15 protein-coding genes and 1 pseudogene are annotated in these 22,895 nt (G+C 39.3%); 5 read left to right on the plus strand and 11 right to left on the minus strand.

The window, feature by feature from the left end; translation table 11 throughout:
• Window positions 1-65: 65 nt before the first annotated feature.
• The 7 genes from OQ267_RS00005 to OQ267_RS00030 form a co-directional block, all read right to left on the minus strand.
• Entirely contained in the window at window positions 66-1,853 is a 1,788-nt protein-coding gene (locus OQ267_RS00005; protein WP_265834442.1) for a RagB/SusD family nutrient uptake outer membrane protein, read from the minus strand.
• A 111-nt stretch (window positions 1,854-1,964) separates the two neighbouring features.
• Window positions 1,965-5,234: a SusC/RagA family TonB-linked outer membrane protein gene (locus tag OQ267_RS00010; protein WP_265834443.1), complete on the minus strand. Its 3,270-nt coding sequence runs from the start codon at window positions 5,232-5,234 to the stop codon at window positions 1,965-1,967.
• A gap of 430 nt (window positions 5,235-5,664) precedes the next feature.
• Window positions 5,665-7,770, minus strand: a complete 2,106-nt coding sequence (recG, locus tag OQ267_RS00015; RefSeq protein ID WP_265834444.1) for an ATP-dependent DNA helicase RecG — start codon at window positions 7,768-7,770, stop codon at window positions 5,665-5,667.
• Between the two features lie 5 nt (window positions 7,771-7,775).
• Window positions 7,776-8,678 carry an EamA family transporter gene (locus OQ267_RS00020; RefSeq protein ID WP_265834445.1) on the minus strand — a complete coding sequence of 301 codons (903 nt, stop codon included), beginning with the start codon at window positions 8,676-8,678 and terminating at the stop codon, window positions 7,776-7,778.
• Window positions 8,679-9,059, minus strand: coding sequence for a RidA family protein (locus OQ267_RS00025; RefSeq protein WP_088299546.1), 381 nt, complete (start codon window positions 9,057-9,059; stop codon window positions 8,679-8,681).
• Window positions 9,060-9,068: 9 nt separating this feature from the next.
• Window positions 9,069-9,206 carry a DUF6728 family protein gene (locus tag OQ267_RS22395; RefSeq protein ID WP_308424134.1) on the minus strand — a complete coding sequence of 46 codons (138 nt, stop codon included), beginning with the start codon at window positions 9,204-9,206 and terminating at the stop codon, window positions 9,069-9,071.
• A gap of 99 nt (window positions 9,207-9,305) precedes the next feature.
• Complete coding sequence (locus OQ267_RS00030; protein ID WP_088299547.1) at window positions 9,306-10,655, minus strand: OmpA family protein; 1,350 nt, start codon at window positions 10,653-10,655, stop codon at window positions 9,306-9,308.
• A gap of 171 nt (window positions 10,656-10,826) precedes the next feature.
• Here OQ267_RS00030 and OQ267_RS00035 point away from each other — a divergent pair, with 171 nt between their 5' ends.
• A complete protein-coding gene (locus OQ267_RS00035) occupies window positions 10,827-12,116 on the plus strand; it encodes an aminopeptidase P family protein (protein WP_265834446.1) in 1,290 nt (429 codons plus the stop codon).
• Window positions 12,117-12,229: 113 nt separating this feature from the next.
• On the opposite strand, the gene OQ267_RS00040 is transcribed toward OQ267_RS00035, so the two are convergent.
• Entirely contained in the window at window positions 12,230-13,780 is a 1,551-nt protein-coding gene (locus tag OQ267_RS00040; protein ID WP_265834447.1) for a trypsin-like peptidase domain-containing protein, read from the minus strand.
• 397 nt (window positions 13,781-14,177) lie between these two features.
• Here OQ267_RS00040 and dapF point away from each other — a divergent pair, with 397 nt between their 5' ends.
• The 4 genes from dapF to OQ267_RS00060 all read left to right on the plus strand — a co-directional run bounded on the left by dapF (window position 14,178) and on the right by OQ267_RS00060 (window position 21,232).
• Entirely contained in the window at window positions 14,178-14,969 is a 792-nt protein-coding gene (dapF, locus tag OQ267_RS00045) for a diaminopimelate epimerase (RefSeq protein ID WP_265834448.1), read from the plus strand.
• A 317-nt stretch (window positions 14,970-15,286) separates the two neighbouring features.
• Entirely contained in the window at window positions 15,287-16,582 is a 1,296-nt protein-coding gene (locus OQ267_RS00050; RefSeq protein WP_265834449.1) for an efflux RND transporter periplasmic adaptor subunit, read from the plus strand.
• A gap of 52 nt (window positions 16,583-16,634) precedes the next feature.
• Window positions 16,635-19,817: an efflux RND transporter permease subunit gene (locus tag OQ267_RS00055; protein WP_088299551.1), complete on the plus strand. Its 3,183-nt coding sequence runs from the start codon at window positions 16,635-16,637 to the stop codon at window positions 19,815-19,817.
• 14 nt (window positions 19,818-19,831) lie between these two features.
• Entirely contained in the window at window positions 19,832-21,232 is a 1,401-nt protein-coding gene (locus tag OQ267_RS00060) for an efflux transporter outer membrane subunit (protein ID WP_265834450.1), read from the plus strand.
• 72 nt (window positions 21,233-21,304) lie between these two features.
• Here OQ267_RS00060 and nadD read toward each other — a convergent pair whose 3' ends face one another.
• The 3 genes and pseudogenes from nadD to gmk form a co-directional block, all read right to left on the minus strand.
• Window positions 21,305-21,898: a nicotinate (nicotinamide) nucleotide adenylyltransferase gene (gene nadD / locus OQ267_RS00065; RefSeq protein WP_265834451.1), complete on the minus strand. Its 594-nt coding sequence runs from the start codon at window positions 21,896-21,898 to the stop codon at window positions 21,305-21,307.
• A gap of 70 nt (window positions 21,899-21,968) precedes the next feature.
• Window positions 21,969-22,175 (minus strand): annotated as a pseudogene (locus OQ267_RS22520) (four helix bundle protein); the annotation flags it as partial.
• 128 nt (window positions 22,176-22,303) lie between these two features.
• Entirely contained in the window at window positions 22,304-22,870 is a 567-nt protein-coding gene (gmk, locus tag OQ267_RS00070; RefSeq protein ID WP_088299554.1) for a guanylate kinase, read from the minus strand.
• Window positions 22,871-22,895 lie beyond the last annotated feature (25 nt).

The following is a 22,895-nucleotide window of genomic DNA, read 5'->3' on the forward strand; positions in this document are numbered from 1 at the left end:
CCTAAATAAAAAACCCGATGAATAGCCTTACAACTATCCATCGGGTCGAATTTTAGATGAGAATCTTAGTATCCAGGATTTTGTTCAAGTAAATTATTTTTATTCACCTCATCACGGCTAAATGGCCTGAAATAAAGCTTATTGTCCCAACTGCGATTTTCCTGTGCATTTTCAGTAATTGGGGTATAAGTATAGTCGTATACCGTAGCATCATAATGGTAAGGCGCCGACATGGTTTTACCTGCCTTAAATTTACCGGTAACCTTAATATAAGTAACTTTTCTGCCTAATGTTTCTTCTGCAATTAACCAACGGCGGGTATCGTGATAACGTTGTTCCTCATAAGCCATCTCAATACGGCGTTCGTGACGGTAAGCTGTGCGAAGATCTGCCTGACTGGTTGCAGTTACAGCCGGCATCCCTGCCCTGAAACGGATTCTATTTAACCAGGTGGTAGCATTGGTTAATTCTCCAAGTTCTATACTCGCTTCAATATAATTAAATACGGCTTCGGTGTACCTGAAAAATGGCCATGGAATGGTTTGAGGTGCAGAAGCATCTACAATATTCGGATCCGGATCAATAAATTTATGGTAGTAATAACCTGTCCAGCTGCCATTCCAGTTTTCAATTGAACTGGCCCTGGTATCTAAACCTTTAAAATCGATGACGCTGCCGTTGCTCACCAAATCATATACGCCGGTTTGAATCTGATTGGCCGGATCTACATTACCTGATGCTTTATCGCGTGGTTTCCAGCCAGCACCATCATATAAAATGGTGGCATAAAAGCGTGGATCCCTGTTTTGATAAGGGTTTGCCTTCTGTGCCGCATTGTTCCAGCTGAATTTACTTCCGTCGCTCATTTCATAATCATCAACCAGCAGACCAATCGGGGTATTACCGGCCCAGTTATGGTAACCGTTGGGGCCATTCTGCTGTGCATGCCTGTTATTGCTCAGGGTGATGAAATATCTTCCAAAAATCAACTCTGAAGCGGCTGATGCATCAATACCTGGTGCCTTACTACCTCCGCCCATGGCGATGCTTTTAAAGTTTAGCTGCCCGTCAGCAGCCGGAGCAGAAAGTGTTAGCTTATAACCTGTACCCGCATCCAACACTGCTTTTGCAGCTGTTTGAGCCAAACGATAACGCTCTGTTTGATTACCGGAAGCATAAGACAAAAAATCTAATTTCTGTGCTGGTATTCCATTGATTTTTGCTGTAATCTTTGCACGGTCATGAAGATCACTTGCTGCATAAATCAACACCCTCGATTTTAGTGCCAGCGCGGCTAAAGCATTTGTACGGCCCTTATCTAATGTTTTGCCGGTAAGTAATTTACTGGCTTCATCACAATCTTTAACAATAAAGTTAACACACTCTTCATAAGTATTACGCTTAATGTTAAAATCATCATTTAAGCCATAGGTTTTAGTGATAATGGCTACCGATCCATAATAGCGTAAAAGTTGCTGGTAAAAATAAGCCCTTAAAAAATAGGCTTCTCCTAATAATTGGTCTTTTAAATTCTGGCTGCTCAACCCGTTATCTCCACCAGTAATTCTTTCAATGGTGATATTGCAGGCCCTTATTCTATTATACATTTGTTTATATCCCCAGGTATCATCTACCCATCCTAATGTAGAGGGGTTAATGGTTGCATTATTGACCAGGTCGATTCCTCGGGTAGGATGTGTAAACAGGGCTTCATCAGATACTGATGCCAGCATTTGTTCAGAAAAACCACCGTTACTTAAACCGTTATAGATATCATTGACAAAAGCCTGGGCCAGCGCCGGATCCTTCCAGACAAGATCAGCAGATATTTTATCCGGTGGCGTGACATCCATAAAATCTTTTTTACAGGACAATGCAAAAAGGGTGATCAAAATTAATATATATAAAATTCTATGTTGACTGATTGTTTTCATATTTTTCATGATTATTGATAAACGGTATAGCTAAAAAGAGGCTTTTATACCCATATTGATTACCCTGGCCTGAGGATAATACTGTCCGCTTGAATTTCTCGATTCCGGATCCCAGATCTTAATTTTATCCAGTGTAGCCAGGTTAAGTCCGTTAGCATAAATTCTTACGGCATTCAACCCTATTTTTTCGACCAGCTTATTTGGAATGGTATAACCTAACTCCACATTTTTAAGCCTGATATAATTGTTGCTGCGTAACCAGTAGGTATTGTTTAAGGCATTATTACTATCGGTATAATAAGTAGCACCCCTGTTAGATAAGCGTGGATCTACCGAACTTGGGTGATCAATACTCCAACGGTTTTGGTAAGACCATTCCAAGAAATTCCCGATATCGCCGGATTCCGTTACACCTACAATCTGCATTCCTCCTGAGGCACCCTGAATCAATACTGATAAGTCAAATCCTTTGTATTGAACATTAAAATTTACACCACCTGTAAATGTAGGCGTATCATTTTTATCCAAACGGATTTTATCATCAGCATTTATCTTCCCGTCGCCATTAATATCTTTAAACCTCATATCACCCGGACGCAGATTATTGGTTAAAGCACTGTAGTTTATTGTATTGGCATTAATTTCTGACTGATCTTTAAAAACACCATCATAATCGTATACTAGCCAAGAACCAGTTACCCGTCCGGTAGAACGCTGCCATTCCGGGGCACCTGGGGTTTCATCCCAGAAAATAATTTTGTTTTTGGCATAACCCCCGTTAACACTTACACCAAAATTTAAATCGCCCACCTGATCATTGTAACTTAATTTAAATTCGAAACCTTTATTATTTACCTTCCCTAAATTTACAGGAGGCAACTGATCCGTAATCCCCGAACTTTCTGGAACTGAGCTACCACGACTAATTAAAATGTTTGTTCTTTTGTTATAGAAATAATCAAACTCCAGTGCTAATTTATTATCCAAGAAAGAGGCGTCTAAACCAATGTTGGTGTTATTCGCAACTTCCCATCCAAAATTTAAATTCGGAACCTTACCTTCATAAATGGATTTGGTTACTGCATCATTTAAAATATAACTTCCAAAGTTCATTAAACTTAAATACTGATACTCTTGCAGTACATCACCAAAATAGGCTTCCGCACCCATCTGACCATATGAAGCCCTTATTTTTAAGTTGTTAATGAAGCTGACATTGTTTTTAAAAAAATCTTCTTCTGATAAACGCCAGCCCACTGATACGCCAGGAAAGAAACCAAACCGCCTGTTGGTTGGAAAAATATAAGAACCATCTACGCGCCAAAGAAACTCAGCCAGGTATTTTTCTTTATAGTTGTATCCCGCTCTTCCAAAATAACTTAAACGTGCCCTGTTATATAAATTATTAGGATCACCAGGATTGTTACCTAATGATTGCTCTCTCTCATCGCCGCCTAATAATTGCTCAATAGCTGATGAAAGAAAATATCTTCTGAAAGCTGTAAAACCATCATTAGCAACTTGTTCTCTTGTAGTACCAGCCATTAAACCAATGGTATGTTCACCTATTTTTTTATCATAGTTAATCATTCCGGTTAGGTTAGTCGCCAGCTGCCCACCTGCGGTTTCTCTAAGCCTTGGATCGGTATACTGAGAACGTACCGATCCGGCTAAAACCGGTGTTACCCCATCTGCCTCGAATGTTTTCTTATCCCAATCATAAAGGGTCCATGGCAATTGCCAGTTTTTCTGCCGTCCGGAATATTTATCAATGGCAGCCGTTCCGGTTACTTTTAAGCCCTCTACTCCAGGTATTTTAACCTCTACCTTACCGGTAGTCTGGAAGTAATCTCTCACATCCTTGTTGTAACCGGTTAAATCGGTAGTAGAAACCACCGGGTTATAGCCATACTCAATATCTCTGCCCGGTAATCCGTTTGGCCATATGGCAATTTCAGTTGGCCTTCCCCGCATTAAAAATCTAAAGATATCTCCCGCACCAACTGTTGGAAAATTACGGTCTTCCTCTCTGGCAGTTACACCTAATGTAGTAGTAATGTATTTATTCAATTTTGCTTCCAGGTTAAAACGCATATCGTATTGCTTATAACCTGTGGCAGAATTCTTATAATAGCCATCCTGATTAAGATAACCTAAGGAAACCAGGTATTTTACATTTTCAGTACCGCCGTTGATCTGAACATTATGCCTTTGTTGCGGAGACCATTTTTGAAATGTAGTATCAAACCAATCAGTATTTGGGTAACGTAATGGATCTGAACCATCACCAAATTTTCGGATCTCATCAGGCTTATACGTAGCATTGATGGTTTTCCCTGCAGTTGATTGATAAGTACCCGTTGATTTAAAACTATTCCAGGCCGCCGACCATTCATTTGGATTAAGGTCAGAGCCAAAAATATTGAGTTCATTTAGTATTTCAGCATATTGAGTGGAATTGGCCATTTTTGGAATCCGTGTAGGCTGTTGCAGGCCATAGCTAAAATCATAAGAAAACTGAGGTTTCCCTGATTTCCCTAACCTGGTGGTGATGAGGATTACCCCATTTGCTGCCTGTGAACCATAAATAGCGGCAGAAGCATCTTTCAAAACGGAAACACTTTCAATATCGTTTGGATTAATCCTTTCAATTCCACCCGCACGGTTAGGAATTCCATCAATTACAATCAGGGCATTGTTATTCCCAAGGGAATTAATACCACGAATCCGGATCGTGGATCCGTCGTAACCAGGCTCACCACTACCTTGCAGAGCCGTTACACCGGGTAAACGTCCGGCCAATGAATTAGATAAATTTACAGACGATGATTTGGCCAGTTCTGTACCTTTTACAGATGCCACAGCACCGGAAACAACAGCTTTCTTTTGTGTGCCGTAACCTACTACAATTACTTCTGATAAGTTCTGATTATTTTCCAGTAAACGAACGGTAATACTGGTTTGATTTTTAACCTGCACTTCTTGATCGGTATAACCTACGTAGCTAAAGATCAAGGTAGCATCTTCAGGAACTTTTATACTAAATTTACCGGTGCCATCTGTTACCGTAGCTGCTGTACCTCCCTTTAGTTTGACACTTACACCTGGGATAGGTCCTTTGGCATCATTCACCTGCCCTTTCACTACAATATCCTGTAGTAAAGGCTTGTAAAGGTAGAGACGTTTTTTTTCCGGTAATGTCTCAGCAGAAAAAGTCATAAATGGTGAAAAAACGAAACAGCTACCATACGCAAGAAACATGCTTTTTCTGGCAAAATTCTTCCATAGATTTTTTTTCATGGGATTTGATTTATTTGGTTAGGGAATAGTTACAATGCAATCTAATATGAATGATTTGTTAATAAGCAAATGCCATTCATGACTAATTGATATAATTACTTACACCACACCACCAAAAAAATAAGCCCCCTTATAGAATTATATCAATCATCATTCAACCATATGATTTATTTGCAAACAGCTTTACACTGTATTTGGGTAGAAAAACTGATACATACCGAAGCAACTGTATCATATTCCCGACTAATAGTTCATATCTGGTTTTAACGCAAGGTAAACATATTATATATTAAATCGGAAAAGTAAGCGTAACTATTTTGCGAAAAAAATGAGATTGAAAGATACTTTCATTCAACTGCCAAACTAATCATACACAGACTTTTAATTATGTATAAAGCCTTAAGAAATGATGATAAGTATTAATAACTGATCAACTAATCTTATCAAAAGAAATGCCCTTTTCCAACTTATTCAGGTGAGTTTTCAGAATAGCATTTTCTGGCTTTTCCAGTTTTGGATCAGCTTCAAAAATTTCGATTACGGTATTTCTGGCTTCGGCTAATATAACTTGATCGGTTGCCAGATCAGCCAGTTTCAGATCGAGTACGCCACTCTGCTGCGTACCGGTAATATCACCAGGCCCCCGAAGTTGTAAATCAATTTCTGAAATTTCGAAACCATTATTGGTTCTCACCATGGTTTCCAACCTGACCTTACCTTCTTTACTAAGTTTATTACCACTCATTAAAATACAGAAAGATTGCTCCGCCCCGCGTCCTACACGGCCACGCAACTGATGCAACTGAGAAAGCCCGAAGCGCTCCGCATTTTCAATTACCATAACCGATGCATTTGGTACATTCACGCCTACTTCGATAACTGTAGTAGCGACCATGATCTGACTTTTACCCTCAATAAATTGCTGCATCTCAAATTGCTTGTCGGCATTGGGCATTTGCCCGTGTACAATGCTAATCTGGTAATCCGGACGCGGAAACTGATAACTTAACTGTTCGATCCCGGCTTCCAGATGTAACAAATCAAGTTTTTCACTTTCTTTAATCAGGGGGTAAACAATATATACCTGCCGGCCCTTGGCAATCTCCTGCTTCATAAATCCAAACATGCGGAGCCGCTGCCCTTCAAACAAATGCCTTGTTTCTATAGGTTTTCTACCCGCCGGAAGCTCGTCAATAATCGAAACATCCAGGTCGCCGTATAAGGTCATGGCCAGCGTACGCGGTATAGGCGTAGCCGTCATCACTAAGATATGTGGTGGGATAACATTCTTACGCCAAAGTTTAGCACGTTGTTCTACCCCGAAACGATGCTGCTCATCAATCACCACTAAGCCTAAATTACTAAACTTAACCTTGTCTTCAATTAAAGCATGTGTACCAATTAAGATATCAATTTCGCCATTTTCCAGCTGCTCATGTAGAATGGTTCGCTCTTTCTTTCTGGTATTTCCGGTGAGGATAGCCACCTTAACCAGATCATCTGTTACCAGTTCGGTAACAGATGCATAATGCTGACGGGCGAGGATTTCTGTTGGCGCCATCATACAGGCCTGATAACCATTATCATTTGCCAGAAGCATGCTCATCAGTGCAACAGCGGTTTTTCCGCTGCCCACATCGCCCTGAACAAGCCGGTTCATCTGAACGGCCCTTTGGGTATCTAAGCGAATCTCTTTAACTACTCTTTTTTGCGCATTGGTAAGTTCAAAAGGCAAAAACTCTTTATAAAACCGGTTTACCTTTTCTCCAACTTTATCAAAACGGGCACCCTTAAATTTCAACTGCCGAAGTTGCTTATTATGCAATAACTGGAGCTGGACAAAAAATAATTCCTCAAACTTTAACCGCCTTTCCGCATCATTTAATTCCTGCTGGTTTTTGGGGAAATGGATATTCAGCAATGCCCTTTTTTTATCAGTCAGTTGATATTTATCGATGATATATGCCGGTAAGTTTTCCTGAACCTGAGGGATCACCTGATCCAGCAGTCCGGCAATCAGCCTTTGGATACCTTTAGAGTCAAGTGTGAATTTTTTGAGCTTTTCCGTAGAGTGATAAACGGGTTGTAAAGTCAGATTGCCTCTTCCGGCAGGTTTATGCTGATACAGCTCCATTTCGGGATGCGAAATGCTGAATGTTCCATTAAAAAGAGTTGGCTTGCCGAAAGCAACATAAGCTGTACCCACTATAATATTTTCATCTACCCATTTTAAACTCTGAAACCAAACCAGTTCCATAATCCCGGTTTCATCTTTAAAGGCTGCCACAATCCGTTTGGCCCGTTTATCACCAATTACCTTTTTATGAATCACCCGACCAATAATCTGAATATAGGATGAGTCGGGGCTAAGCTGATTGATTTTAAAATACTTGGTACGGTCAATGTAGCGAAAAGGATAGTGCGACAGCATGTCCCGAAAAGTAAACAGACCCAGGTCTTTTTTCAAAACATCCGCCCGACCAGGCCCTACGCCTTTTATAAACTCAACAGGTGTATCTAAAATCGGATTCGACAAAACTTTTATACTTTTTTAGCCATCATGCCCTTTAACAAATGTGCATTAAAAATAACAATCGATAAGAGTAAAAGCAAATAGGCAAAGAGCTGGTGAACATCAATATCTTCTTTAAAATAAGCAAATGCCACAGCAAACGCAACGATGGGATTAAGATAGATTAAAATACCAAGCGCAGACGATGGCATCCCCACAAGTGCATAGGCATTCAAAAACAGCGGGATAATGGTAAATACGATTGCAATAAGAAAGATATGTAACCAAAAAGATGTTGCAGCCGGAAAAGGAGCTGAACTTGTGAAATATAGCGGTAAAATGATCAGACCTGATAAGATCAGCTGGATGCCTAATAAATTAAACTTATCTACATCCTTAATCACTTTCAGCAGGATAATATAAAAGACATAAAATGAGGCAATTAATATGGCCCATAAAACTTCATGAACAGAGCCTGCTGCCAGCAGGATGATGCTGATCAGCGCAACTCCAAGTGCAATCACCTTAATTCTGCTGAGTTGCTCCTTTAGCAGGATAAAACCACAAAGTGCTGTAATAAGCGGGCAAACCATATAGGCAAATGCGGCTGCCTTTAAGCTTACACTGTTTACTGCATAAATATAAGTAAACCAATTACCGGTAATGAGCACAGCAGAAAGAACGGTCAAGAGTAATAATCTGCGTTTTTTAGCAGATGGCAGCGCTTTGAAATGCAAGTAATCTTTTTGCAGGTTTTCTCGTCTAAAAAGTAAAATACTGGCCCATACTACAATGACAGATACAAATATCCTGTAGTATAAGATTTCCTGCGGAGGAAATGCTTTCAGGTTGCGAAGTGGAATAGACATTGTTCCCCATATGATATAGGGAACAATACCTGCTATAAAAAATCTGCTTTTGCCTTTTTCCAATTATCCTGCGATGGCAATGACTGAGATTTCTACATTTACATTTTTAGGCAATACCGATACCTGTACCGTTTCACGCGCAGGAAAATCTGCTGTAAAATATTGACCATAAATTTCGTTCACCTGTGCAAAGGTACCCATATCACTTAAGAAGATGGTTGATTTAACTACATGATCGAAAGTTAATCCTGCTTCTAATAAAACAGCTTTAAGATTCCGCATGACCTGATGGGTTTCCTCCTCCATATTTCCAATGTTTAATTCACCGTTTTCAGGGTTAATGGCAACCTGGCCGGAAACAAAGAGAAAGTTTCCTGCTTTTACGGCCTGGCTGTATGGCCCGATTGGTGCAGGCGCATTAGTTGTGGTAATAATTTGTTTCATAAAATAGATTTATTTAGCAAGCCATTGTATAAGCTTGTAGATGATCCCTGCAAGAAAGATGATAATGGCCAATGCATTAATAAAATGCATAATCCTGATGTTAATATTATCAGGTCGGTTTGGATCTTTTTTACGGAAGAAGTACATCACACAAACTTAATTAAAAAGCCTAACATCAAAAACTAAAAGGCACAAAAAAAGTCCCGATTTGCATCGGGACTTTTTTTTAAACTTTATATTGAAAGACTAGTTTCTAGCTGTTTCAACACGACGGTTTTGGATACGACCTTCTTCAGTATCGTTAGAAGCAATTGGATTAGCTTCGCCTAAACCTTTAGTAGCAACTTGACTAGCGTTAACACCAGAGTTTACTAAGTAAGTTTTAACAGAATTTGCTCTGTCTTTAGATAACTTCATGTTATATGCAGCAGTACCTTCGCTTGAAGCGTAACCGTTTACAGTTACTTTACCACCGTTTTCACGTAACACTGAAGATAATTTATCTAAAGTTGGATAAGATTCAGTTTTTAATACAGATGAGTTAAAATCGAAACCGATTTTTTCGAAACCTGTTACGTTAGTGTTAGTTGAATCAGCAGTGAATTTAGGAAGTGGACATCCTGAACCATCAACAGCAGTACCTGCAGGAGTTCCTGGGCATTTGTCGAATTGATCAGCAACACCATCACCATCAGTATCTTTTTTCAAATCTTCAACAGATTTTTCTACGTTAGATACACGGTTTTTCAATGCTTCAACTTCTTGACGTAAAGTTGGATCTTTTAATTCATCATACATTGTAGCTAATGGGTTAGACCACTCTAAGCTTGGTTTTGCAGAAGAACCTAAAGAGAACTCTAAACCAGCATAACCGTAAGAGAATTTATCTTTAGTAGTACCTTTTGCATAAACTCCATCAAAGTTATCAGCGTCAACAAAGTTCATTGTGTAACCTAAGTTAAAGTTAACACGCTCAGAAACTTTGAATTTAACACCAGCACCAACTGGAATGTAGAAACCTTTTACATAGTCTTTAGCTTCGTGTCTGTCACCTACTGGACCGATAGCATTACCTTTCCAGTCAATAGTTTGACCACCTGTAGTTACTTTTGGAGCATAAGCTAAATAACCAGCACCAGCTGTTAAGAAGAAACCTACTGAATTCTCACGACGTAAGAAATCGATAGAACCTAAGTTAACCACACCACGTAAATCAACAGCATATTGTAACTGAGTTTCAAAATCACTAGCAGTTGAAGCTACTGGACCTGCAGTTGCATCATTTGAACCAGAAACTTTACCACGTACACCAGCTAATTCTAATGCGAAAGAGTGACCTAATTGTTTACGGATATTTAAACCATAACCTAAGTTAACGTCCCATTTGTTAAAGTCATTCGAACCACCAATGGCAACAACCGGAGCTAATACACCAGCGTTAACACCAATTGACCAAGTTCTGTACTGTCCTCTTCCACCAAATACCTTGGTAGAAGAAGTAGTTGCAGGAGCATCCTGAGCGACAGCAAGAGAAGCAACTCCTGTTAATGCCACTAAAGAAAGTGCAACACTTTTCTTTAAAGTAGAATAATTCATAATCTTTTTTCTTTTTTAAGGGTTAAACAATTTAATTGATTAATTTTTTGTAATCGCAAAATTAAACAAATTTTTAAATTTTCAAACATTTACACAAACTCCGTTCCAAACTTCAGGAGAAATAGGGATTTTATTACATTTGATCTCTTTACAATTCTTAATGCAACATTTATGAAATATCCACAAATTGATCAGTCGCTTTTCATTTTAAACAGGAAAAACTTTATCAAACAGCTAAAAGACAATTCATTAGCTATATTTAATGCCAATGATGAATTCCCCAGAAGTGGCGATCAGAACTTTATCTTTAAACAAAATCCCGACTTATTTTATTTATCAGGAATCGATCAGGAGCAAACTATACTACTCATTTATCCTGATTGTCCTAATCCTTTGTATAGAGAAGTCCTGTTTTTAAGACAGACCAACGATCACATCAAAGTTTGGGAAGGCTATAAATATACCAAAGAACAGGCTAAATCGGCATCGGGCATCACCAATATTTACTGGCTGGAAGATTTTGATAATATATTGCACAGCATTGTACATTATGCAGACCATATTTATCTTAATTCTAATGAAAATGATCGCTATGCCCATACGGTGCCACATCGTGACCTGAGGTTTATTGATCAAATGCGTTCTAAATATCCTTTACATCGCTACGAACGATCCGCACCGATTATGCGTCATTTACGGGCCGTTAAATCTGATGTGGAAATTGAACTGACTAAAAAGGCCTGTGCCATAACAAGGGATGCCTTTATTAAAGTATTAAAGTTTACGAAGCCCGGCGTAAAAGAATATGAGATAGAAGCAGAAATCATTCATGAGTTTATTCGCCAGGGAGCAACAGGACATGCCTATACGCCTATTATTGCATCGGGGCATAATGCCAACATCCTGCACTATAATGATAATAACCAAACCTGCAATGCAGGCGATGTCATTCTTTTTGATTTTGGTGCGGAGTATGCCAACTATAACGCAGATATGAGCCGGTCAATTCCGGTTAGCGGACGTTTCACAGTGCGGCAGAAAGAAGTTTACAATGCGGTATTACAGGTGATGAAAGCAGCCACCAACTTATTAACTGCCGGTACCGTATGGAATACCTATCATGAAGAAGTGGGCGAACTGATGACAGAACAATTAATTAATTTAAAATTAATCTCTGCCGGTGATGTTAAAAATCAAAATCCCGCTTACCCGGCCTACAAAAAATACTTTATGCATGGCACCTCTCATCACCTGGGTATAGATGTTCATGATTTTGCTGGCAGATACACCCCATTTGCTGATGGAAACATTTTAACTGTTGAACCCGGAATCTATATTCCTGAAGAAGGATTAGGCATTCGTCTGGAAAATAACATCCTAATAACAGCAAATGGCAATATTGACTTAATGGCTGACATCCCGCTGGAAGCGGAAGAAATTGAAGATATCATGAACAGTTAAGCTGGTATATCCAATATGACTCATGAAGCTGTCCAACGAGATTAAAAATTAAAAAGCAAAAAAAAGATCCTGACGCGAATCAGGATCTTTTTTTATGCTAATTAAGTTTCTAACTACTGTGCCGGAAAGCTAAAGTTAAATGTACTCTGACCGGTTACACCAGACATGTAAACCATTCCATTTCTGGTTTGAGGCAAGGCTTTCTGAACATCGGTCACGCTGTTTACAGCTTGTCCGTTTACTTTAGTAATGATTAAGCCTTTCTCTACACCAATGTTATCAAATGCTTTTCCCGTAGTAACCGAAGTAACAACTACCCCGCTATTAATGCCCAGTTTGGATTTCTGAGCCGGAGTTGCAGGTGCAAACGTTGCGCCCAGTTTTGATATCTCTACAGATTTTGTTGCAGCAGTATTGGCATTAGGGTTTATACTCGCCTCTCCTTTTAAGGTTACCGTATAGTCTTTTAGTGAACCATCTCTCAATACCGTTAATTTAACTTTATCACCCGGATTCAGACGACCAACCCTTTCCTGTAAATCAGGAGAATCATTGATTACAATACCATCAACCTTTTTAATTACATCACCAGGTTTTAAACCAGCAGCCTCTGCAGCACCTTTTGCTACCACATCGTTTACATATAGGCCGCTAACTTCGCTCGTTTTGATACCTTCTGGTTTATCATCACCGCTAAGCGGAACGAAGTTTACACCTATATAACCACGTTTAACCGAACCATACTTCATAAAATCATCTACAATTTTACGTGCCAGGTTAACCGGAATAGCAAAACCATAACCCTGGTTGTAACCGCTTTGAGAGGCAATTGCAGAATTGATACCTACCAGTTCACCATTAGTATTCACCAATGCCCCGCCACTGTTACCCGGATTAATGGCTGCATCAGTTTGAATAAAGGACTCAATACTGGTGTTTGCCGGACGTTCTGGCCTTTTACCTGTACGCTGATATTCCCTGTATTCTTCTTCAGTAATCTCGTTTCCCTGTTGTTCTCTTCCTATGATACCAATACTACGGTTTTTTGCACTTACAATACCGGCTGTTACTGTCGTCTGTAAATCCAGTGGGAAACCAACGGCCAAAACCCACTCACCCACCTGAACATTATCAGAATTACCCATTTTAACAACAGGTAAACCAGTAGCGTTTACCTTGATTAATGCTAAATCTGTATTCGGATCGCGACCAATCACCTTTGCCTCAACTTTACGCCGATCGGTTAAAACCACCTCCACTTTCTCTGCATTTTCAACCACGTGATTGTTCGTAACGATGTAACCGTCCTGACTGATAATTACACCTGATCCTGAAGCGGCTCTGGGTTGACGCTGCATCTGACGGCCACCACCGCCAAAGAAATCTTCCATCATATCAAACGGCGAAGAACTTCCCTCACTTTTGCCGGAGGCTGAATAGGTGGTCTTAATGTGAACCACACCCGGAGCAACCGCTGCGGCAGCCTGCGTAAAATCAGTTGCACCGGCCGAAGTAACCTTAAGCGGGTTGTTTGCAAAATATAGATTCTGTTTTTCTGAAATCGTATTTCCGGTTTGGTTACGCTCAAATAGCTTATAACCTCCAATTGCTGCTGCCCCACCTATAAAAGCAGCTAACACGGTAATGCCTAATATTTTTTTCATGTGTTTATATATTGTTTTTAATGGCCATGAAGCTATCAAAAGCTGCCTTCTGAATCCTATCCAAAAGCTTTTAATGGTTTCATGAGTGTGTATATTGTTTCTTACTCCTCACAACTGATTATAAGTTCCATTGCCGGCAAATTGTTTGGTTTACCTATAACCACTTGTGCTTTAATGTTTGACAAGAGCGCTGTATTTTCTTTGTTTAAGCAGAACGCTCCAGCAGTTATTTATCTGCCTAAATTTTCTTTTGTAAGTTTATTCAAATTTAATACCATATCAACGATATTTGCATCACTAAAGCATTGACATCGGTGTTAAAAAATGTTAAAATGATTTACACCAGATTACTTTTAGCATCTGCAACTCAAATATTGCATTAAAAAATGAAGATCCAATGAAAATTAATTTCTTTAAATATCAGGGTGCCGGAAACGATTTTATTTTGATTAACCATATGGACAGTCCTTTAAAAAATATTGATAACGACCTGATTAAACAGCTTTGCCACCGCAGATTTGGTATTGGGGCAGATGGGTTAATGTTTATAACAAAGCACGATGACTATGATTTTGAAATGCACTACTTCAATGCGGATGGCCAATTGGGAAGTATGTGTGGCAATGGCGGAAGATGTATCGTTGCTTTTGCTAAACACCTGGGGATTATCAATAAGGAAACTAACTTTTTGGCAGTGGATGGTCCGCATTATGCCAGAATTTCAGAAAGCGGCGCGTGGATTGATCTTCAAATGATTGATGTAGAGATGATCACGCGTGATGGTGATGCCTATGTTTTGAATACCGGATCCCCACATTTTGTGAAAATACAGGAAGATCTAAAAAATTTCGATGTATTTAATGAAGGTAGAAATATTCGCTACAATGAAATTTATAGCGAGAAGGGCATCAATATAAATTTTGTAGAAGATTTTGGCAATTATTTGTTTGTTCGTACTTATGAGCGTGGCGTAGAAGATGAAACGTATGCCTGTGGCACTGGTGTAACTGCCGTAGCCATGGCTATGGCCAAACATAAAAATCAGCGCGGACATATTGAAACCAACATTAAAGTTTTAGGTGGAGATATTAAAATCGACTTCGATTATGATGGACAAAAATTTACGAACGTATTTTTATGTGGTCCGGCAAAATTGGTTTTTGAAGGAGAAACAGATCAATCAATATAAATTAATTACTTTTAAACTGATGTTGCTGAGGTGGTCAGATCAGTACCTTATTCTTTTATCGGATTGACCATAAATAATCAAATTATTACATGAATAAATAAGTGTGTACAATATACACTATTGTAGTGTATATTGGTGGCCAATTCAGCTACATGATTCGCTGAGAAATCATAAAATATACACTATTTAACATCTGTCTCAACATAATTACACAGCATTTATTTAAGTTCAAATAATGACTTAAACAGGCTTCTGACAGCGATTTAGGCCAATCAGAAACAGATTTAGCCTCAAAAATAAATCAATCGATTGATTAAATGACAGAAATTGGACAGATTTATTCTTTTTTAGGCGCTATTTTTGGGCATCAGTTGCAAATTCAAAATCTATATTTTGACAAAGCTTCAACCCGGAAATTTAATATTAAACACACACACGAATACTCCATGAGAAAAGGAACAACTCTCTTCTTCAGTTTGAGCATGGGAATGCTTTTGGCATCCTGCGGAAATAATGATGATGCCAAAAAAGCAGCTGCGGCTGCAGCGGCCGGCCCTCAGGCCTATCCGGTTTTTGCCGTTAAATCGCAAACTACAGAATTAAACTCTGATTACCCCGCAACAATCGAAGGCATTCAGAATATTGATATCCGCCCTAAGGTTGATGGTTTTATTGATAAAATATTGGTTGATGAAGGCGCTGTGGTTAAAAAGGGACAGTTGCTTTTTACGATCATGGCACCACAATATGAACAGGAAGTTAGAACAGCGAGAGCTGCCATCAGCAGTGCAGAAGCGGATGTACATGCCGCTCAATTGCAGGTGAACAAAACTAAACCGCTGGTCGAAAAAGATATCATCAGTAAATATGACCTAGATGCTGCTCAACTGACACTCCAAAGCAGAAAAGCAGCTTTAGCACAGGCAAGAGCTACCTTAGCAAACGCACAGGTAAACTTAGGCTATACATCCATTACCAGTCCTGTTAGTGGGATCGTAGGTAGCATTCCATTTAGAAATGGAAGCTTAGTAAGCAGCTCCAGCACAGAACCCTTGACAACCATTGCCAACACATCCAAAGTTTATGCCTACTTTTCTTTAAATGAGAAACAGCTATTGGATTTCTCTAAAACTTATAAGGGAAATACCCTGGCCCAACAAATGGCGAATATCCCGGCAGTAAGCCTGGTATTGGCTGATGGAACGGTTTACGCTCAAAATGGTAAAATTGAATCCATTAATAGTCAGATTAATACCAATACAGGTTCGGCCAGCTTAAGAGCAACTTTCCCCAACCCGATCGCTTTATTAAAATCCGGTGGAAGTGCATCGGTAAGGATTCCTCAGAAAGTAGAAAATGCCATTTTAGTTCCTCAGAAATCAACTATTGATTTGCAGGGTAAAAAATTCGTGTATGTTTTAGGCGATTCAGCTAAAATTGTCAGCACCGAAATTCAGATCATGGATTTAGCGAAAGATAAATTTTATGTGGTAACCAAAGGACTAAAGGCCGGCGATAAAATCGTACTGGAAGGTTTCCAATCCTTAAAAGACGGCGTTAAAATTAAACCACAGGAAACAAGTGCCGATTCAGTTTACGCGGAGATTAAGTAATAGTAATATCATCAGTGCAATCACACGATCATCAGTGTAATCAATATTAATTATGTTTAAGAAATTCATAGAAAGGCCGGTTTTATCAACGGTTATATCCATTATCATCGTTATTCTCGGTGTTTTAGGTTTAGCTACCCTACCGGTTTCACAATATCCCGAAATTGCGCCACCAACGGTGCAGGTTTCCACGTCATATCAGGGCGCAAATGCCGACGTGGTGATGAACAGCGTGGTTGTGCCGCTGGAAGAACAAATCAATGGAGTGGAAGACATGACTTACATGACTTCGACCGCAAGTAATGATGGAACAGCAGCCATAACCATCAACTTTAAACTGGGAACCAACCCCGATCTGGCTGCAGTAAACGTTCAAAACAGGGTGGCGCGCGCCACCAGTTTACTACCTGCAGAGGTTACAAAATCTGGTGTAATTACGGCCAAAAGACAGGCCAGTAACGTATTGATCTTTGGTCTTTATAGTGATGACCCATCTTATGATCAAAAATTCTTGCAAAATTATGCCAACATCAATATCATCCCGCAAATTAAGCGTATTAATGGTGTAGGTGATGCAAGTGCCTTCGGAACTCTTGATTATACCATGCGCCTTTGGTTAAAGCCTGATGTGATGGCTACTTATGGTTTAGTGCCAAGTGACGTGAATACGGCCCTTGCAGATCAGAACGTGGAGGCTGCTCCAGGCCAGTTTGGAGAGCAGGGCGATCAGGCATTTCAATACACCTTAAAATATACCGGTAGGTTAAAAGATGAAGCGCAGTTTGGTAACATCATTATCAAAACAGCAGCTAACGGACAAATCCTTCGGTTAAAAGATATTGCCCGAATTGAGTTGGGTGCACAAAGCTATGCCAGTGCGGTGAATTTTAATGGTAAGCCGGCATTGGGTATCGCCATTAATCAAACGGCAGGTTCAAATGCAAAAGAAGTAATCGAAAACTCTATTAAAACGCTGGATGAAGCCCAAAAATCTTTTCCAAAAGGCGTTCATTATTCAACACTGGTAAACGTTAATGACTTCTTAGATGCATCAATCGAAAAGGTTATTCATACTTTAATCGAAGCATTTATCCTCGTATTCCTGGTTGTATTTATTTTCTTACAGGATTTCCGTTCAACCTTAATACCGGCAATCAGTGTTCCGGTAGCAATTATTGGTACCTTCTTTTTCTTAAGTCTATTCGGTTTTACGATTAACTTATTAACCTTATTTGCCCTCGTACTCGCCATTGGTATTGTGGTGGATGATGCGATTGTGGTAGTGGAAGCGGTGCATGCTAAACTGGATGAGGGTTATACCGATGCCAAAAAAGCAACCATAGATGCGATGGACGACATCAGTGGCGCAATTATTTCGATCACTCTAGTTATGGCCGCGGTATTTATCCCGGTAAGTTTTATCCAGGGATCTTCAGGTGTATTTTATAAACAGTTCGGTTTAACACTTGCGATCTCAATTATCTTATCTGCAATCAATGCATTAACCTTAAGTCCGGCGTTATGTGCGTTGTTTTTAAAACCCCATGCGGATGACCACGGAAAAAAGAAAAACTTTTTAGAGCGTTTTTATGCCGCATTTAACACTTCATTTGATGCCGTAACCAATAAGTATAAAAAATCTGTTAGCTTCCTTTCCCATAAAAAATGGATTGTAGGTTTAGGTATTTTATTATTTACAGGAATTTTGGTTTGGACCATGAATACCACACCAAAAGGTTTCGTACCGAATGAAGATTTGGGAACGATCATGTCTGATATCTCTCTACCTGCAGGTACATCGCAGGAGGAAACCAATGTTGTAATTGCAAAAATTGACAGCATTGCACATGGAATTCCTGAAATCAAAAATACATTAAGGGTTGTTGGCCGGAGTATGATCAGTGGTTCTGGTAGTTCTTATGGTATGGTAATTTCCAGATTATCTCCATGGGATGAACGTAAAGGCCGCGATGTAAAAGTGATTATTGGCGAGCTATTTGCCAAAACCGCGAATATTAAAGGTGCAAAAATTATCTTCTTTGCCCCACCAACTATTCAAGGTTTCGGAACAAGTGGTGGTTTTGAATTCCAGCTGCAGGATAAAACCGGTGGGGACATCAAAAAATTCAATGATATTGGTAATGGATTCCTGGCAGCTTTAAGTAAAAGACCAGAAGTTCAATATGCTTCTACGTCATTCAACCCTAATTTTCCTCAATATCAAATTGATGTAAATGTGGCAAAAGTGAAACAAGCCGGCTTAACCGTTGCCGATGTTCTGGGTGTGATGCAAGGTTATTATGGTGGGGTTTATGCCTCTAACTTTAATAAGTTTGGTAAACAATTCAGGGTAATGTATCAGGCAGATGCGCAGTATCGTTCCAATGAGCAAACCTTGACCCGAATCTTCGTCCGTAATGGAAGCGGACAAATGGCGCCAGTATCTGAATTTATTACGCTAACTAAGGTATATGGTCCACAAGCCATTTCACGTTTCAACTTATTCACTTCGATTTCAGTTACGGGTAATCCAAATGCTGGTTTTAGTTCCGGAGATGCCTTAAAAGCAGTACAGGAAGTTGCAGCGCAAACATTACCTGCTGGCTATGGATATGAATTTTCAGGTCTGTCACGCGAGGAAATTAGCGGTGGAAGCCAGACGGTATTTATCTTCTTACTTTGTATTATCTTCGTTTACTTCCTGTTGGCGGCACAATATGAAAGTTATATTTTACCTTTAGCGGTACTAATTTCTCTTCCTATCGGTTTAGCTGGTGTATTTATTTTTGATAAGATTTTCGGTGTAGATAATAATATCTATACACAAATCACCCTCATCATGCTGGTTGGTTTATTAGCCAAGAATGCCATTCTGATTGTGGAGTATGCAGTGGATAGACGGAAAAAAGGCATGAGTATTGTTAATGCGGCCATAGATGGTGCTACCGCCCGTTTACGCCCGATTTTGATGACCTCTTTTGCATTTATCCTGGGTTTATTACCATTGATGCTTTCTTCAGGCGTTGGTGCATCCGGTAACAAATCAATCGGTACAGGCGCGGTAGGCGGCATGCTGATCGGAACATTATTCGGTGTATTTGTCATCCCGGCATTATTTATTGTTTTCCAAAGTTTACAGGAACGAATCAGCGATAAATCTCCCTTTGAAGAAGGAATTGAAAAGGAGCAAACACCAGAAGAATACGAATTGGCGACCAGTCAAAACAAACATTAATTTTTAAGAAAAATATGAAACTTAGATATAAGTATTCCATTTTAATCGGCTTCACCATCTTAACCTTAAGCGCTTGTGTGACTAAAAAATATGAGCGGCCTCAGGTTAAAAGTGAAGGATTATACCGGGATCAAAATACAACTGATACCACCACAATGGCAGATTTGCCGTGGAAGACACTGTTCTCTGATACCACTTTGCAATCTTTGATTCAGCAAGGAATAAATCAAAATCTAGATTTAAAACAAGCTATCGAGCGCATTAGAATTTCAGAGGCAACATTAAGACAAAGCCGTGCCGCATTTCTGCCAAGCTTACAGGCTGATGTTTCAGTTACTGATGCTAAACAAGCCGCTGCTGCATTAAATTTTCCAGCCGGGATTAACATCAATTTAGAAACACAAACCTACAGGGCACAGTTAAGCACAGCCTGGGAAGCAGATATTTGGGGAAAACTAAGTAGTGCCAAGCGATCTGCATTCGCTACTTTACTACAAAGTGATGCTGCAAAAAGAGCTGTTCAAACACAGCTAATTGCTACCATTGCGAACAGTTATTACACTTTACTGGCTTTAGACAAACAATTGGCCATTACTGAACAAACCATCAAAATCAGGGCACAGGATGTAGAAACCATGAAAGCACTGAAAGAAGGTGCAGTTGTAAATGGTGCGGCTGTTGTACAAAGTGAGGCCAATCTATATGCCGCCCAGGTGACCTTACCAGATTTGAAACGCAGTATTAAAGAAGCAGAAAATGCATTAAACATTGCGCTGGCGCAGGCACCCGGAACAGTAAACCGTACAACATTAGACCAACAAGTTGCATTTTCAAATTTACACACCGGAGTTTCTGCTCAGTTGTTGCAAAACCGTCCCGATGTTATTGCCGCTGAATTTGGTTTCAGAGCCGCATTTGAGAATACCAATGTTGCCAAAACATACTTCTACCCTGCCTTAACCTTAACTGCGGCAGGTGGCTTAACCAGTTTACAGTTGAGTAACTTCTTTGATAATTCCATTTTCTACAACCTGGTTGGTGGTTTAACACAACCCATTTTTGCCAAAGGGGCAAATAAAGCCCGTTTAACTACTGCACAGGCAAATCAGCAAATTGCATTTTACACCTTTCAACAAGCCCTTTTAACCGGCGGACAAGAGGTTTCAAATGCATTGTATGCTTATCAGACTGCAGAAGAAAAAGAAGCAACAAGAGCCAAGCAAATTGCTTCCTTAACTAAGGCCGTAGATTTTACAAAAGAACTATTACGTTATAGTTCAGCCACGAATTATACTGATGTATTGACTTCAGAGCAAAGTTTATTAACTGCTCAATTGAGTGGAATTAATGACAGATTACAAAAGCTACAGTCAGTTGTAAATTTATATCGTGCTTTAGGCGGCGGGTGGAAATAACTTATTTTAATATTTAGTTACGCAAAAAGCATCCTGAAAATCAGGATGCTTTTTGCGTTTATTTTAATTATTTTACTGATACATTCCTTTGCTATCGATGAAACTGATCACCTTATCCGGGAGAAAAAACTGTACGTTTTTCTTTTCTTTGATAGATTTACGAATAAATGTGGAAGAGATTTCCATTAGCGGCGTATCTGTAAACATGATGGACGGATGATCTTTCCATTCACTGATATCAGCGCCGGGTCGCGGATAAACATAAATCTGATAATTCTTCAAAAGCACCTCATAGTTTTTCCATTTTTTGAAAGAGACCAGGTTATCTGCTCCCATGATCAAAATAAAATCTTTTGACGGAAACCTTTCGTGAAGATAAGTCAATGTATCAATAGTATAGGATGGTTTAGGAAGCGTAAACTCAATATCGCTTACGCGAATATTTTCCGAATTCTCGGTAGCCAGATTGGCCATCTCTAGCCGATCGTACATGTTGGCTAGGCCACTTTTTTCTTTTAGCGGATTATGAGGTGAAACCACTAACCACACCTCATCAAGTTCGGTATGATTGGCCATATAGTTGGCAATAACTAAATGCCCGGTATGGATGGGGTTGTAAGAGCCAAAGAAAAGACCTGTTTTCAATTGACGGTTTTTAGTTGACATTTTTCAGTTAACAGTTTAATATGCAAATATTAGATGGATCCGTATTTCTCAGGATGATTCATCATATGATTTAATAATTTAGCCAGCCTTTTGTCTCCCTATTTTCCATATCACGATCAGAAATTTTACGAATAAAATGTGCTTTATACCTTCGCTTTCTGCAGGCTTCAACTAAACAAATATTTGTTGACCTTGAAGCTCTCCTGATTTGATCGGTAAGAGAGTACATTTCATCTCGGGGAAAAGATTTGCTCAACTCAAATATAAACATAGATAATTCAAACGATTTTTATAAACCAGTAAGTCATAGAAATCACCCATATATTTATAGCTTAAATTATCTTATCAGAATAATATACAGTTAGCTATTTATGTCCAAAACTGAAAGCTACAGATTGCTAACTGCTAGTGATTCAGAAATTCCTGCACCAATCTTTCGGCTTCAGCGCAAGCTGTTGCTAAATCAAAGTTTTTTAAGATCACATCAAACTTATCTGCGTAAAGCAATTCCTTTTCTGCTTTGATAAAGCGTTCCTGAAGTTTTTCCGGACTATCTGTTCCTCTACCACTTAAGCGCTCTTTTAACACCTCTAAAGATGGTGGCTGGACAAAAATAGCCAAAGCATCTTCTTCATATTTTCGTTTTAAACGAATGCCGCCTTCTACATCGATATCAAAAATAACATGCTGATTATTTTCCCAGATACGTTCAATTTCCGAACGCAAGGTACCATAGAATGTGCCGTTGTAAACTTCTTCAAACTCTACAAATTCCTGGTGGGCAACTTTATGTAAAAACTCTTCTTTCGTGATAAAGTAATAGTCATTTTCATGCGTTTCATCGCCTCTGAGTTCTCTGGTGGTGGCAGAAATGGAAAAGCTTAGCTCAGGAAACTTTTTGAGGAGGTGGTGTACAATTGTAGTTTTGCCAGCTCCTGATGGTGCCGAAAATATGATTAATTTGCCTTGCATTTTTAAAAGTTTTGCGATTGGCATT

The organism is Pedobacter sp. MR22-3, from assembly GCF_026240075.1.
In the GTDB taxonomy this organism is placed as follows: Bacteria; Bacteroidota; Bacteroidia; order Sphingobacteriales; family Sphingobacteriaceae; genus Pedobacter.